Here is a 14,175-nt window from a genome sequence, read left to right as displayed (position 1 = left end):
GGAGCTGCCGAAGGCTGCGATCTTTTAGCAATCAGGAATAATGAACCTCGATCTCATCCAGCTGATGATCAAAGGTTTTCAACCGCGCGGTCCAGGTGTACACGAGCACTTCAAAATCCCGATTGATCACCGCCCCGCCCGTCACTTCCCCTCGGGGGTCGCAGAAGTCCAGTTGATAACGCTCGCGGGCCATGGCTGTCGCGACGTCGGCCAGTTCCCGGGCGTTGTTGAGCCAGTGCCGGCCATCGTCGGCCACTTGTTTGTCCAGCTCCAGGCATTGCTTCTTCAGGGTTTCGAGGCTTTTTTCCAGCGGCGTGCCGGTCAATTCGCCCATGACTTCCTGGAACGTGCGCCCCGGTTGCCAGTAGCTGCCCCAGAAATAGCGATCGAACACCGTTTCGACCCGGCGCAGCGCGACCTTGGTGTCCCAGATCAGCACCAACGTCTTGCCTTGTTCGAGTTGTCTTTTTTTGATCCGCTGGTTCTGGACCGATGCCCATGCCACCACCGCAATCGACATCACGGCAATCAGCGCGGCCGCGCTGTCGAGGAACGCCATCGCCTTGTCGATCTGGTGAGCCAGCATGATGCCGTAGAAATAGGTGCCCGTGAGCAGCACCAGCGCCACGATGGCGCACCAGAAGCCGAGAGCATAAGGGTTTTTCATTATTGGTTTCCCCCTGACCTGCGCGAGCCTTGTGCGAAGAAAGGGCGCTTTGCACGGGGCGCCCTCCCAACACTTCAAAGCATAGCAACGGCCTCAGGGTTTGCCGGAGTTCGACGCTTGCGTTCGTCCGCTTTCCCAACCGCCGCCCAAGGCGAGGAACAAATCAATCTGGCTCGCGGCAACCTGGGTGTTGGCGGCAGCCAGTTGCGCCGTGACGTCGATGTAAGTGCGGGTCGCCTGCAAGTCCGCCAGAAACGACGCGCGGCCGGCCTGGAAGAAGCGGTGAGTCTGATCAGCGGCCAATTTCGCCGACTGCTCGGCGTCCGCCAGGGCTTCGCGACGTTGCAGCAACGCGCTGTATTGGGCGAGGCCGGTCTGGGTTTCACGAATGGCGTTGAGCACCACACCATCAAAGTGCGCCAGCGTCGCCTGGGCCACCGCTTCGGCTTCACGGATTCGGGCGCGGGCGCCGTTGGTCGGCACGGTCCAGGTCAACGACGGACCGAAGCCCCAGCGGTTGGTGGATGGCTCGCCGAGATTGTCCAGGATACCAACGGTGCCAACCGTCGCGCCGATGCTGATGTTGGGGTACAGCTCACCCGTGGCGACACCGATACCGGCGGCCGCGGCCGCCAGTCGACGCTCGGCCTGCCGCACATCGGGACGACGCTTGAGCAACGATGCGCCGTCACCCACTGGCACCAGTTGCGCGATTTTCGGCAGCTCATCACAGGTGGCGGTGCCTGCGGGCAACTGATCGAGCGGTTTGGCCAGCAACATCGACAAGCGGTACAAACCGGCCTGACGCGCCGCCTCATAACGCGGCATGTCGGCGCGCAGGGATTTGTATTGGGTTTGCGAACGGGTGACCTGGGTTTCGTCGCCACGCCCGGCGTCGCGCAAGCGCTGGATCAGCGTGGTGCTTTGCGACTGCAGGTCGAGCGAGTGCTGGGCAATTTCCCGCTCTTCGTTGGCCGCGCACACTTGGGTGTAGGCCCGCACCACATCGGCGACCAAGGTGATGCGCGCAGTATCGGCAGCAGCCTGGGTCGCATCGGCATTGGCCTTGGCCGCTTCGATGCCGCGCTGCAAGGTGCCGAACAAATCGAACTGGTACGACGCGCTGATGCCGATGTCGCCAATGTTGGCCACCGGCACTTTTTCCGGCAACAGGAAGGCTTCGCCGGACTCCTGCAAGCGCTGGGCGCCCATCTTCACGCCGCCGCTCCAGCCGCCCGCCGCTTTGGCCTCGTCGACCTGAGCGCGGGCCCGCTGCAGGCTCGCCGCTGCCACGCGCAAATCGGTGTTGGAGGCCAAGGCTTGCTGGACCAATTGGTCGAGTCGCGGGTCCTGATACAGGCGCCACCAATCGTCCGGCACCGGCGCCGAAACCACCGGCTTGCCGTTCACGGCCAATTCGCCCTGCAAGTCGTCACGCTGGATCGCGGCCTCGTCCGGCAAATGATAATCCGGCCCGACCATCTGACACGCCGACAACAGCAAGCCTAATCCGGCGATCGCCAAACCCGAGGCCTTGCTCATTGCGCGGGCTCCCGGTTCTTGTCGTCAATTATCGATACCGTCGCGGTGCGCCCGGCAATCATGCGGAAATCCGCCGGCACATCATCGAAGGCGATTCGCACCGGAATCCGCTGGGCCAGCCGCACCCAGCTGAACGCAGGGTTGACGTTGGGCAGCAGGTTGTTGCCGCTGGTGCGGTCGCGGTCTTCGATACCGGCGACGATGCTTTGCACGTGCCCACGCAACCGTGCGCGGTCGCCGACTACCCGGATATCAACGCTCTGGCCGACATGGATGCCGTCGAGTTTGGTTTCTTCGAAGTAGCCGTCGATGTGGAACGAATTGCTGTCGACCACCGACAACACCGGCCGCCCGGCGCTGACGAATTCCTGCGTGCGTGGTGCGCGGTCGTTGACGTAGCCGTCCACCGGGCTGCGGATTACCGAGCGGTCGAGGTTCAGTTGTGCGCTGTCCACCGCCACTTGAGCTTCCATCAATGCGACTTGGGCACGGGCCACCCTGGACTGGCTCTCTTCAAGTTGCTCGCCGGGCACCAGATTGCCGAGACCCTTGTTGCGCTTGGCTTCGCGCTGGGCCTGGGCCAGGGTTTCTTCACGGTCGGCGACCGCCGCTTTCGCCTGACGCAAGGCCAGTTTGAAACGGTCCTGATCGATGGTGAACAGCACCTGGCCACGCTTGACGAGTTGGTTGTCGCGCACGTCCACCTGCTGGATCAGCCCGGAGACGTCCGGAGCGATCTGCACGATGTCGGCACGGATGTGCCCGTCGCGGGTCCAGGGCGCGAACATGTAATACATCACCATGCGCCAGACCACGACGACGGCGAAGGTCACGATCAACAGGGTCAGCACCACGCGACCGAGGGTTAGAAACGGTTTTTTCATGTCATCAGGTATCGACTGAGTGAATCCACGGCGCCAAGCAGCAAGGCGTAGAGGGCCACGTTGAACAATGCCCGGTGCCAGACCAGACGGTAAAAGTGCAGGCGCATCAGCACCCCGTGCACCAACAGGTACAACACATACGTAATGCCCATCAGCACCAGCAGCGTAGGCAGGAAAACCCCGCTGATATCCAGATCACCGATCATAAAGGCGCTCCATCGATGCCATGGGGAAGCGGTTCTTCAGCGTCGGCAGTACCGACAAACTCGACGCCGGGCAGCAACGCCAGGCGCAAGCCGCTCAAGGCGTGCAGCAGGTGCCGACGGGTTTCATCGTCACCCGCGCCAGCCAGGGCGCGGCGGGTACGGTCGAGTGTCATCAGCAATGGACTCGGTGCCGGCAAGCGTTCACCGGCCTTGAGGCAGGCCTTGAAATACTCGCCGACCTCGGCCACTACCTGATGCAACAACGCCTGAGGCGCGCCGTGAACCCGTGGCGTATAGGCGAGCAGATCCAGCAGATTCAACGCCACGCGGACCTCGCGCAGAGCGATGCCGGTGTCCTGGCCGGTCATGGCCAGACGCGGCAAATGCTGCATCAGGCGATCCAGTATCTGTACGCCCAAGTGCCGGTGATCGGCCAAGGTGGCCGGCTCGGTGAGGCTGACGATATCGCGCCAGGCAAAACGGGTCAGGCGCTTGGCCGCCAGCTCGGAACCGAATGGCCGGGCGATCAGGGTCCAGACGAAGGCAAACAGCAAGCCGACCGGACCGGCCAGGTTGGAGTTCACAAAACTGAGGAAGTCCGCGTCGTAGGCGCCTTGAATGCTGATGAAAGAAGAGGTGTTGACCAGGGTCAGCAGCATGCCCAGATAAAACTGCGGTTTGACCGTCAGCGTGCCGACGATGATGAAGGGCACGGAAAACGCCAGCACCAGCATCGGAAAATCATGCAGGTTGGGCAGCACCAGAAACAGGTAAAGGCTGGCGAACAGCACCGACATCGCCGTCCAGAAAAAGAACCGGTAAATCTGCGGCGCCGGGTCGTCCATCGAGGCGAAGAAACTGCACGCCACAGCGGCCAGAATCACTGCGGCACCGCCGTCGGTCCAGCCCAGCAGAATCCACAACACCGAGGCAACAATGATCGCCATGACAGTGGACGCGGCGGAATAGAGCATCAGGCCGCGATCGAGAAACGGTGTCAGCCGCCCCAGACGCCAGTGCCGATAGACCGCGCGCCAGCTGTCCTGGCTTTCACACTGGATGGCGCGTTGCAGGCTACGGCAGTCTTGCCACAAGTCGATCATTTCGCCGAGGCGATACACCGCGTTGGAGAACAGCAGTTGCTTGCGATCATCCAGCGCCTGGGCCGTGGGTTGCACGGCTTCGAGCTGGTCTTTCAATGCCTGCCAGCGATTGATGTCGGCGTCCTTGTGCGCAAGCCATTCAGTGGTTGCGCTGAGCAGCGGCGCGATCTTGTCCACAAGCTCCGGCGTACGTCGCTCCAGGGCATAGAGCGCGTCATCGAGGTCATCCACCACCGTCAGCAAGTGGATCATCCGCCCGCGCAGTTCTTTGGTGTTGCTTACGGTTTGCCGCCGCGCGCCTTCGTGGGGCAACTGGCCGATCATCAATTCAAGGGTGTTGAAGGTCGCCACCAGCGATGAACGCAATGCACTGACTTCCTCCGGCTGCACGTCGCGGCTGAGGAAGCGCTGGCTGTAGGTCGAAGCGTCGGCGAACCATTTGCTCACCGAGTCGTTGAACACCGGCGCCAGCCGTCGCGGCCAGAACATCGCACCGACCACTGCCGCGACAGCGATGCCGAGGAAGATTTCTTCGGTGCGCGCCTCAGCCACATCCCACACCGCCAACGGGTTATCCACCACCGGCAGGGCGATCAGCGGCAAGGTGTAACCGGCGAGCATCAAGGCGTAGTTGTTGGCGGTGCGCAGGTGCAGTGACAGGAACAACAGCGTCCCCGTCCACAGCGCAATCACCACCACCAGCATGTAAGGGCTCTGGACAAACATCGGCACGAAAAACACCGCCGCGGCGGCGCCGAGAAAAGTGCCCACTGCGCGGTACAACGCCTTGGAAGTGGTCGGGCCGAGAAATGGATTGGAGACGATGTACACGGTGGCCATCGCCCAATACGGACGCGGCATTTGCATGAGCATGGCGATGTACAGCGCGATCATCGAAGCCGCGAAGGTGCGCACGCCGTAGAACCAGTCCCGCGCCGGTGGCATCCCTGAAAAGAAGCCGCTCAAGGGTGGTCGTCCGAGGGTTGTCCGGCCGATTCAAAGGCCTTCAAGACGCGCAGTGCGGCTTCCAGATCCCGCTGATCGATGCCTTCAAGTACCTCATTACGCAATCGCACCAGTTCAACCTCGACCGCTTGCACCAGGGTACGACCAGTATCGGTCAGGCTCAGGCATTTGGCGCGGCGGTCCTGGGCATCGGCGGTGCGGCAGACGTAGCCGGAGTGGCACAACTGATCCAGCAAACGCACCAGAGACGGACTCTCCATCCCAGCCGCCTGCGCGACCGTCACCTGCCGCACGCCCTCACCCAAACGTCCGATCATCAATAACGGGACGGCACAGGCTTCGGAGATTCCATAGTTGACCAGCGTGGTCTGGCAGATCTTGCGCCAATGCCGGGCGGCCACCACCATGGAGCTGCTGATGTTCATCTGGAGAGCGTCGAGATTATTCGGCACGAGGGAAAACACACACTGTTAGTTTGCTAACTATCAATATGGCATTGGCAGGGATTTTTCGTCAAGTTTTGAAACAAATTGGTGACTACTGGCGCTTCTTGGCTCGCTCGTAGACTTGGCTGCGCTCGCGCTTTCCAACCGCAACTACAGAAACGACGACGCGCTCTTCAATTACTTCGTAGACCAGTCGGTATCCCGATGACTTGAGCTTGATTTTGTAACAGTCAGGCATGCCATGCAGGGCGTCGGAAGGAATTCGAGGTAGCTCGAGTCGTTCGGCCAGTTTCTTTTTGAATTGCTCACGCAATGTATGCCCCAGTTTTTCCCACTCCTTGAGTGCGGATGGCAGGAATTCGAGCTTATAGGTCATCCAGCGTTACCGGGATCGGAGTTTCATTACGCCGAGCTCGAACGATATCCGCCAACGCGAGGTCATCAAGACGCTCGACCATGGCCTCGAAAACATCCGCCGGAACCATGTACCCCATCACTCGATTGTGATTGAGAACCGCGACAGGCCCTCCATGGGCGCCATTCAGGACCGCAGAAGGATTTTTCTTTAACTCAGACACACTGACAGCCATATCGGCCAGGACACTTTGCATAATTAAGACCTCAAATAAGGTCGTAATTCTGGTCTATTTCTCCTATGTCAGCAATCCAGAAAGCTGCGTTTCATCCGATTGTCATACTCCCCGCCCCTTCCTCAACATCACATCCAACTGATCCACCACCTCCGCCCAATCGGCGTCATCCAGAATTTCGCTGCGCAACAAATACGCCTGGCTCGAGCTCCAGAAAAACGCATCCGCCAGATGCAGTTCGGGTTTGAGCGGTGAATGGGTGGCGATGAATTTGTCGATGCTTTCGGCGTCATCGGCCAGGCCGAGTTGCTTGAACAGGGATGGGAGAGTGTGAGTTGGATTTTCCATGTTTGGGTTCCTGTAAATCGATGAAGTGACTGCTTCGCAGTCAATCGCGAGCAAGCTCGCTCCCACAGGGATTGTGAAAAGCCTGCTCGCGATGACGGCAGTAAATACACCGCAAAACTAATAACTCAACTCCCGCACCTCCGCATGCGGCACCATTTTCAGGAAGTCCGGCATGTTCATGTGCAGCAGATTGGTGTGGTTGCCAGCCTCCAGATAGATGTCTTTCTGCCGGGTCAGCAGGGGATCGATGACCACGTCCAGCCCATAAGCCTCGCCCAGGGCAGGTATGGCGCCACGTTCGCAGTCATCGAACAGATGCGGCAGATTGCTTTCCCGGGACACCTGCCATTCGCCGCTGCTGCGGACTTTGCTCAGGTCCAGATGACGGCTGGCGGGCAGTACGGCCATCAGGTAATGCCCATGGTGATCATCCAGGATCACCGATTTGGCCACCCGTTCGGCAGGAATGCCCGCGACCCGCGCCGTTTCGAGGCTGCTGGCCGAGTGTGGGTGGGTGACGATGTCGTAGTCGCATTGAGCCTTTTCCAGGCTTCTCAGCACGGTTCTTGCCATACGCATGATGCACCTCGGTGTCCGCATTAACGCCTGGCGGACGATGGTTAACACTTTTCCACGTACTGAAAGTCTAGGCCCGCCGCTGCAATCCGGCGGGAAATCCGCCTATCGGACAGGTCGACATTTGAGCAAAATTCATACAACCAATCAGTCAACTAAACTGTATACAGAACCACCAGCGACTCTCGCGGAGGGTCACGTGAACACACGTTGTTGTGCCATTGCATTTCTGTTGGCGTTGAGCAGCCAAACCTTCGCCGCCGACACTGGATTACTGGCTGCCAACCCGGCCGGAATCTGGCTGATCACCTTCGGCATTGCGTTTCTGATCGCCGAGGCAGCCTTGCCCAATTACGGCGTGATCGGCCTGGGCGGGATTGTGATGTTCGTGATCGGCGCGGTGATCCTGACCAACACCGAAATGCCCATCCCATTGATGATCGGCCTGGGACTGATCAGCGCACTGCTGCTGATTTTCCTGCTGATCCGCGCACTGAAAACCCGACCGCGGCAAAACGTCAGCGGCGATGCCGGACTGCTGGGCAGCGTGACGCCGGTTTTGTCGTTACAGGCCGGCGATGCCTGCCACGGTTGGGTGCATTTGCAGGGTGAGCGCTGGCAAGTGTCGAGCGCCAAGCCGTTGTACATCGGGCAACGGGTCCGGGTGGTGGCGCGCAAGGGATTATTGCTGGAAGTGGCCGCGACTGACGCGGTGGCGGCTGGAGAATAGCCATGGGATTGCAACTGGGTTTTGTCGCACTGCTACTGTTGTTGATCGCATTGGCGGGGGCGACCTTCCGCATCCTGCGCGAATACGAGCGCGGGGTGGTGTTCCAGCTCGGACGCTTCTGGCAGGTCAAGGGCCCTGGCCTGATCCTGTTGATTCCGGTGGTCCAGCAAATGGTTCGCGTCGACCTGCGTACCGTGGTCCTCGACGTACCGGCGCAAGACGTGATCACCCGCGACAACGTGTCGGTCAAGGTCAACGCCGTGCTGTACTTTCGCGTGCTCGACCCGCAGAAGGCGATCATCCAGGTCGAAGACTTTCTCATGGCCACCAGCCAATTGGCGCAAACCACCTTGCGTGCCGTGCTCGGTAAACACGAACTCGATGAACTGCTGGCGGAGCGCGAACGGCTGAACATCGACATCCAGCAAGTGCTCGACGCCCAGACCGACGCCTGGGGGATCAAAGTGGCCAACGTCGAAATCAAGCATGTCGACCTCAACGAATCGATGATCCGCGCCATCGCCAAACAGGCCGAGGCGGAACGGGAGCGGCGGGCCAAAGTGATCCACGCCGAAGGCGAACTGCAAGCCTCGGAAAAACTCATGCAGGCAGCCGAAATGCTCGGCCGCCAGCCCGGCGCCATGCAGCTGCGTTACATGCAGACGCTGAGTTCGATTGCCGGTGACAAGAGTTCGACCATCGTCTTTCCGTTGCCGATCGAACTGCTCAAGGGCATGGCGGATTTGTCGTCGAAACCTTGAACAACACTCAGCGTTGCGCCGCCAGCGGATACACCGACTGCCATCCGCCACCCAGCGCCTTGTACAAGCCGACGGCTGCCAGCGAAACGCCGGTGGAGCTTTCGACCCATTGTTCTTGAGTCGCCAGCAAGGCGCTTTGAACCGTGAGCACGTTGACGAAATCCACCACGCCTTCAACGTATTGCTGTTGCGCGGTTTGCAAGGCGATCTGGTTCTGGCGAACCGCTTCGGCGAGGCTGTCGCGACGCAGTTGACTGGCGTTGTAGGCGCTCAATTGATCGTCGATTTCATGCCAGGCTCGCAGCACGGTTTGCTGGTACGCGATGGCCGCTTCCTGTTGTTGTGCTTCACGCAGATTCAGCACGCCGCGCAATCGTCCACCGTCGAACAACGGCAAGCTGAATTGCGGGCCGATGCCGAATGCACGCGAGCCCCACGAGCCGAAATCGCTCAGTTGCATGGCTTGCGAACCGACATTGCCCGAGAGTGTGATGCGCGGATAAAAATCACCCTTCGCCACGCCGATGCTCGCGGTCGCGGCATGCAGGCGGGCTTCGGCTTCGCGGATGTCCGGACGACGCTCGGCCAGTTGCGACGGCAGACCGATGGCGACCTGACGCGGCGTTTGCGGCACCGGTGCGTCGCTGGATAACTCTGCCGCCAGTGCGTGTGGCGGCTCGCCCATCAACAGGCTCAGGGCGTTGATCAATTGTGCCTGACGCTGCTCCAGCGCCGGCAGTCGCGACTCGATAGCGGCGACTTGTGCGGCGGCTTCGGCGACATCCAGATCGGTCGCAACGCCATCCGACAACCGCAGCTGCGACAGCTTCAGGCTGTGGCGAGCGACGTCGAGATTCTGCTCGGTGACGGCGCGGGTGTTTTGCACGCCGCGCAACTGAATGTAGTTTTGCGCGGTCTCGGCGAGCACCGACAACAGTACGCCGCGACGGTCGTTTTCCGCGACTTCCAGGGTGGCGTCGGCGACTTCGGTTTCGCGGCGCACGCGGCCCCAGAAATCCAGCTCCCAGGATGCAGAAAAACCAGCATCCCAAAGATTGAACGCGGAGTCGCCGTTGTTCCCTGACGGGTCCATCAGGCCTTCGCCGCTATTGCGTTTGCGTGTGTAACTGCCACCGGCGGCGCTGGTGGGGTAGCGGTCAGCTGTCACCACTTGGCGTACGGCGCGGCTCTGTTGCAAGCGGCTGCTGGCGAGCTTCAGGTCGAGGTTGTCGGTCAGTGCGCGCTGGCTCAGAGCGGAGAGCTTCGGGTCGTTGAATACTTCCCACCAGCGCTCGTTCATGGTCTCGGTGATCGCTTGGCTGGCGGCGGCTTTTGACGGTTTCGACCACTTGGCGATTTGCTGCGCTTCGGGCTTCTGGAAGTCGGGGCCGACGGTGCAGGCTGAAAGGCCCATGACGAGTACGGCGCAGAAAGTGAGTTGCGGCAAACGGCCACTTCGCGAGCAGGCGCGCTCCCACATTGAAATGCGGTCCCCTGTGGGAGCTAGCCTGCTAGCGATGGCGCCGGGACGACCAACGAAAATCTTCATCGCTGAACAACCTCATTCGCCCCAACACTGGCCGTATCAATCCGCGCCTCCACCGACATCCCCACCCGCAACCGCTCAGCCAACGGCTGCCCCGGCTCCAGCACAATCTTCACCGGAATCCGCTGCACAACCTTGGTGAAGTTACCGGTCGCGTTGTCCGGTTTGACCGACGCGAACGTCACGCCCGTGGCCGGTGCGATGCTCTCGACACGCCCATTCAGCAGCGCGCCACCAAAGGTGTCGACCCGCACCTGCACGTCTTGCCCCGGCTGCACATTCGTCAATTGGGTTTCCTGAAAGTTGGCCACCACATAGGCCTGCGCCAGCGGCACCACGGCGAGCAGTTTGCTGCCCGGCGTGACATAGGCGCCGACCCGCACGGCACGCTCGCCGACCATGCCGTCCTGCGGCGCGACAATACGCGTGTACGACAACTCGTAGCTGGCAATTTCCAGTTTCGCTTGCGCGCGTTTCAAGCCGCCTTCCGCCGCGTCACGCTGCGCCGTCAGGATATCCACCTGCTTGCGTTCCGCCGCCAGCACCGCCGTTGCATTGGTCAATTGAGCGTCCGCCTGATCGATGCGCGTACGCGCCTGCTGCGCATTCTGCACCGTGCCCGCACCGACGCCGGCGAGGTGGTTGTAGCGGTTCAACTCATGTTCGGCGAAAGCCGTTTCAGCCTTGGCCGATACCACTTTCGCCTGCGCCTGAGCGATCAGCGATGCCTGACGATCGAGAGTGGCCCGAGCGTTTTGCAGTTGTGCCTGCGCAACCAACGATTCGGCAGCGGCGGCTTCGGCGGCAGCGCGCAGATCGCGGTCATCGATCAAGGCCAGCAACTGCCCCGCCTTGACCTGCTGATTGTCTTCCACCAACACCTGTTTGATGAACCCGGCAACCCGCGGCACTACCAGGGTGTAGTCCGCAGAGACGTACGCGTCATTGGTGCTCTGTTGCGTGCGCTGGCCAAACAGATTGGGCGCCAGCAGATAAAACAGCACGCCCAGCGTGATCACGACGGCAGCGCCCACGGCCACTTTTTGCTTTGATTGAGTCGTCATAAAAACCTTCAGTTTCAGTGGAGCATTCAGGTCGGTGCGCGTGGCGGATAGATCCGCGTCGGCAGCCAGAAAATCAGCAGGATCAGCGCCACCGCGACGCCAGCCATGCACAGGTAAAGATCGGAGGCTGCCAACACGACGGCTTGTTCATGCAGCCGATGAGCGAGGCCCGGAGTGTCGCTGTCCACCAGAGGGGAATTGCCGAGACGATCCACCAGCATCGTCGAGTGAAAGTGCAGGCGCTGGGTGGTTAATGTTTCCAGCACGCCCGTGGCGATCACCGCCGCCAGGCCTTTCACGGTGTTGAACCATGACGAGGCGAACGGTCCGTCCATCGGGTTGATGCTGCCGGTCGAGAGCATCAACAGCGGCAACACCGCCATTGGCTGACCAAAGATCTGCAGCAGTTGCAGCACATAAAAATCGTCGCGAATCCATGCCGATGTCAGCAGTGAACCGCCTATGCAGGACAGCACCAGCATGCTCAGACCGATCCCCAACACCCAGCGGCAATCGACCCAGCGCAGGTTGCACAGCGCCGCCACCAACGGCAGCGCAATCAACTGCGGCAGCGCCGCCAGCAGCGTGATCGGCGCGGTCTGCACCGGGCGATAACCCTGGACCTGCGCCAGATAGCTCGACGGAATAATCACCACCGCCGACAACACCACCAGCACTCCGGCCAAGGTGATCAACGCGAACGACAGGTTGCGGATGCCGAGCATCTGCATCTTGAAAAACGGGACCGGCTGCGACCACTCGTTGATCAGGAACAGCACCAGCAACAGCACCCCGCCGACCAGCAATCCGCAGATCAGGCTCGACTCGAACCAGTCCAGACGATTGCCCTGCAGAATGCCGATCACCAGCATGCAAATTGCTGGAAAACCCAGCAGCAAACCGCGCCAGTTGAACTGTTTGAAACGCTCCAGTCGCAGCGGGTCCTGAGGAATGCCGTAACCCACTGCGACCATGGCAATCAGGCACGGCACGACGATTTGCCAGAAGGTCCACTGCCAGCCGACGTACTCGGTCCAGAGTCCGGCCAGCGGTGTGCCCAGTCCCGGGCCAAACGTGGCCGTCAGGGTATAACCGGCCAAGCCGTACAGTTTTACGTTGGCCGGCAGAAAACGCAGGGCGACGGTCATCAGCATCGGTGGCAGTGCGCCGCCGGCGAGGCCTTGCAGCGTGCGCAGCACCAGCAAACTTTCGTAGTTCGGCGCCAACGGGCACAACACCCCCAGCAGGGTGAAGGCACCGATGGCGCAGAGGGTGAAACGCCGCAACGAAAACGTCACCGAGCACCACGGGGCAAACGCCATGGCAGCCACCGAGGTCGCGGCGTAACTGGCGACCAGCCAGGTGCCTTCGTCATAGCCGATGCCCAACGCACCACGGATATCAGCCAGGGCAATCTTGGTCACCGCCTCGTTCAGGCCCGAAACCAGCACCGCCAGCAACACGCCCACCAGGCCGATGATGATCCGCGGACCAAACACCATGGGCGCGGCGGCCGGCATAGGGGCAGCCAAAGGCACCGAGGCCGTCAGGGAGGTCATCGGTTTCTCAACTCCGAAAATAGAAGGTCGCAGTCTACGAATGCCCATCGCTGACGAAAACTGACTTATCAGCACTTTATAAGTGCGTGGGACGCAGCATTCGAACGACGGCAATCAAGCGAGGACGAACACTCGCCTCGCACAGGAAATGACGGAAAAAACTAACACCGCCACGGCAACTCAACCACCATCCATAGGTGTTAATGGCCCCTTGCGGCCATCAAGGTTGAGCGGCGAGCCAGGTCTCGTCGCAACAGGCTTTCAGCGTTTCACGCAGCCAGCGGTGGGCGGGGTCATTGTCGAATCGCGGGTGCCAGGCCTGGCTGAGGACGATGGTCGGCAAGGGAATCGGCAGGGTGAACGAACGTAGCTTCAGCCCCAGTCGCCGCACGCTCAACAGCGTCTCCCTGGGCACCGGCAGAATCAGATCGGAATCGGGCAAGGCGAACATTGCCGCATGGAAACTCGGCGCGATCACCGCCACCCGCCGCTCCAGCCCCAACGCATTGAGTGCCGTATCGATTGGCCCCCGAGCAATGCCGCGACGGGACATGCTGATGTGCGAATACCCGGCAAAGCGCTCGGCGGTGATCTCCTGATCGAGCAGCGGGTGATCTTCACGCACCAGCCCGACAAACTGGGTGGAAAACAGGTTCTGCACCTTCACTTCCGGCATCAGCGGTCGGTTGTTGCTGACGCTGATATCGATACGCCCTTCGCGCAGGGCCTCGTCATCGCCATCGCCTTCCGGCGCAAAACGCAATTCGCAATGCGGGGCCTGACGCTCCATGGTGTCGAACAGCTTGCCGCCGTAGATGCCGATGAAGAAATCGTTGGCGCGGATGCTGAAACGCCGACGCAAACTGCCCAGATCCACTACTCGCGCGGAATGAAACAACTGCGCGGCCTGCTCCACCACATCGCGCACCTGCTCACGCAGCTCCAACGCTTTGGGCGTAGGCACCAGGCCTCGACCGGCACGCACCAGGATCGGATCACCAATCGCCTCACGAACCCGCGTCAACGTCCGGCTCATCGCCGCCGGGCTCAGGTTCATCCGCCGCGCCGCGCCCACCACACTGCCCTCGTCGAGTAACGCGTCGAGGGCGACCAACAGGTTCATGTCTGGCAATTGCATGGCGAGCACTCGTGACTGATCGGAGTTGATTCAGACGCAATGCTAGCAA

16 protein-coding genes are annotated in these 14,175 nt (G+C 60.9%); 2 read left to right on the top strand and 14 right to left on the bottom strand.

Annotated elements, in window-relative coordinates; translation table 11 throughout:
* Positions 1-31: 31 nt before the first annotated feature.
* The 10 genes from V6Z53_RS03180 to V6Z53_RS03135 form a co-directional block, all read right to left on the bottom strand.
* Entirely contained in the window at positions 32-667 is a 636-nt protein-coding gene (locus V6Z53_RS03180; RefSeq protein ID WP_338584112.1) for an NADH:ubiquinone oxidoreductase subunit N, read from the bottom strand.
* A 93-nt stretch (positions 668-760) separates the two neighbouring features.
* Positions 761-2,209, bottom strand: coding sequence for a TolC family protein (locus V6Z53_RS03175; protein ID WP_338584111.1), 1,449 nt, complete (start codon positions 2,207-2,209; stop codon positions 761-763).
* Positions 2,206-3,093: an HlyD family secretion protein gene (locus V6Z53_RS03170; protein WP_338584110.1), complete on the bottom strand. Its 888-nt coding sequence runs from the start codon at positions 3,091-3,093 to the stop codon at positions 2,206-2,208. Before V6Z53_RS03170 ends, V6Z53_RS03175 begins: the two co-directional genes overlap by 4 nt.
* The gene (locus tag V6Z53_RS03165; protein ID WP_338584109.1) at positions 3,090-3,299 is read right to left on the bottom strand and encodes a DUF1656 domain-containing protein; all 210 of its coding nucleotides are present in this window, start codon (positions 3,297-3,299) and stop codon (positions 3,090-3,092) included. Before V6Z53_RS03165 ends, V6Z53_RS03170 begins: the two co-directional genes overlap by 4 nt.
* Positions 3,296-5,368, bottom strand: coding sequence for an FUSC family protein (locus V6Z53_RS03160; RefSeq protein WP_338584108.1), 2,073 nt, complete (start codon positions 5,366-5,368; stop codon positions 3,296-3,298). Before V6Z53_RS03160 ends, V6Z53_RS03165 begins: the two co-directional genes overlap by 4 nt.
* Entirely contained in the window at positions 5,365-5,793 is a 429-nt protein-coding gene (locus V6Z53_RS03155; protein WP_338584107.1) for a MarR family transcriptional regulator, read from the bottom strand. Before V6Z53_RS03155 ends, V6Z53_RS03160 begins: the two co-directional genes overlap by 4 nt.
* Positions 5,794-5,905: 112 nt before the next feature.
* Positions 5,906-6,190, bottom strand: coding sequence for a type II toxin-antitoxin system RelE/ParE family toxin (locus V6Z53_RS03150; protein ID WP_338584106.1), 285 nt, complete (start codon positions 6,188-6,190; stop codon positions 5,906-5,908).
* Positions 6,180-6,425, bottom strand: coding sequence for a type II toxin-antitoxin system Phd/YefM family antitoxin (locus V6Z53_RS03145; protein WP_338584105.1), 246 nt, complete (start codon positions 6,423-6,425; stop codon positions 6,180-6,182). The genes V6Z53_RS03150 and V6Z53_RS03145 overlap by 11 nt, the downstream gene beginning before the upstream one ends.
* 81 nt (positions 6,426-6,506) lie before the next feature.
* Positions 6,507-6,752, bottom strand: a complete 246-nt coding sequence (locus V6Z53_RS03140; RefSeq protein ID WP_338584104.1) for a DUF2789 domain-containing protein — start codon at positions 6,750-6,752, stop codon at positions 6,507-6,509.
* A 117-nt stretch (positions 6,753-6,869) separates the two neighbouring features.
* Positions 6,870-7,331: a YbaK/EbsC family protein gene (locus V6Z53_RS03135; RefSeq protein ID WP_338584103.1), complete on the bottom strand. Its 462-nt coding sequence runs from the start codon at positions 7,329-7,331 to the stop codon at positions 6,870-6,872.
* A 196-nt stretch (positions 7,332-7,527) separates the two neighbouring features.
* On the opposite strand from V6Z53_RS03135, the gene V6Z53_RS03130 reads away from it, so the two are divergent.
* Both V6Z53_RS03130 and V6Z53_RS03125 read left to right on the top strand, forming a co-directional pair.
* A complete protein-coding gene (locus tag V6Z53_RS03130) occupies positions 7,528-8,058 on the top strand; it encodes an NfeD family protein (RefSeq protein WP_338584102.1) in 531 nt (176 codons plus the stop codon).
* Positions 8,059-8,060: 2 nt separating this feature from the next.
* Positions 8,061-8,819 (top strand): slipin family protein, encoded by a 759-nt coding sequence (locus V6Z53_RS03125; RefSeq protein ID WP_218440998.1) that lies wholly within the window; start codon positions 8,061-8,063, stop codon positions 8,817-8,819.
* Positions 8,820-8,826: 7 nt separating this feature from the next.
* Here the strand turns inward: V6Z53_RS03125 and V6Z53_RS03120 are convergent, their stop codons facing one another.
* From V6Z53_RS03120 to V6Z53_RS03105, 4 genes are all read right to left on the bottom strand, one after another.
* Complete coding sequence (locus tag V6Z53_RS03120) at positions 8,827-10,368, bottom strand: efflux transporter outer membrane subunit (RefSeq protein ID WP_338584101.1); 1,542 nt, start codon at positions 10,366-10,368, stop codon at positions 8,827-8,829.
* Positions 10,365-11,429: an HlyD family secretion protein gene (locus tag V6Z53_RS03115; protein WP_338584100.1), complete on the bottom strand. Its 1,065-nt coding sequence runs from the start codon at positions 11,427-11,429 to the stop codon at positions 10,365-10,367. The genes V6Z53_RS03120 and V6Z53_RS03115 overlap by 4 nt, the downstream gene beginning before the upstream one ends.
* A gap of 26 nt (positions 11,430-11,455) precedes the next feature.
* On the bottom strand, positions 11,456-12,988 hold the full coding sequence (locus tag V6Z53_RS03110; RefSeq protein WP_338584099.1) for an MFS transporter: 1,533 nt from the start codon (positions 12,986-12,988) through the stop codon (positions 11,456-11,458).
* 220 nt (positions 12,989-13,208) lie between these two features.
* A complete protein-coding gene (locus tag V6Z53_RS03105; RefSeq protein ID WP_338584098.1) occupies positions 13,209-14,126 on the bottom strand; it encodes a LysR family transcriptional regulator in 918 nt (305 codons plus the stop codon).
* Between the last annotated feature and the right edge of the window lie 49 nt (positions 14,127-14,175).

Origin of the sequence: Pseudomonas sp. MAG733B, assembly GCF_036884845.1 — a bacterium.
Lineage (GTDB): Bacteria > Pseudomonadota > Gammaproteobacteria > Pseudomonadales > Pseudomonadaceae > Aquipseudomonas.
This window is presented reverse-complemented; position numbering and strand designations above follow the sequence as displayed.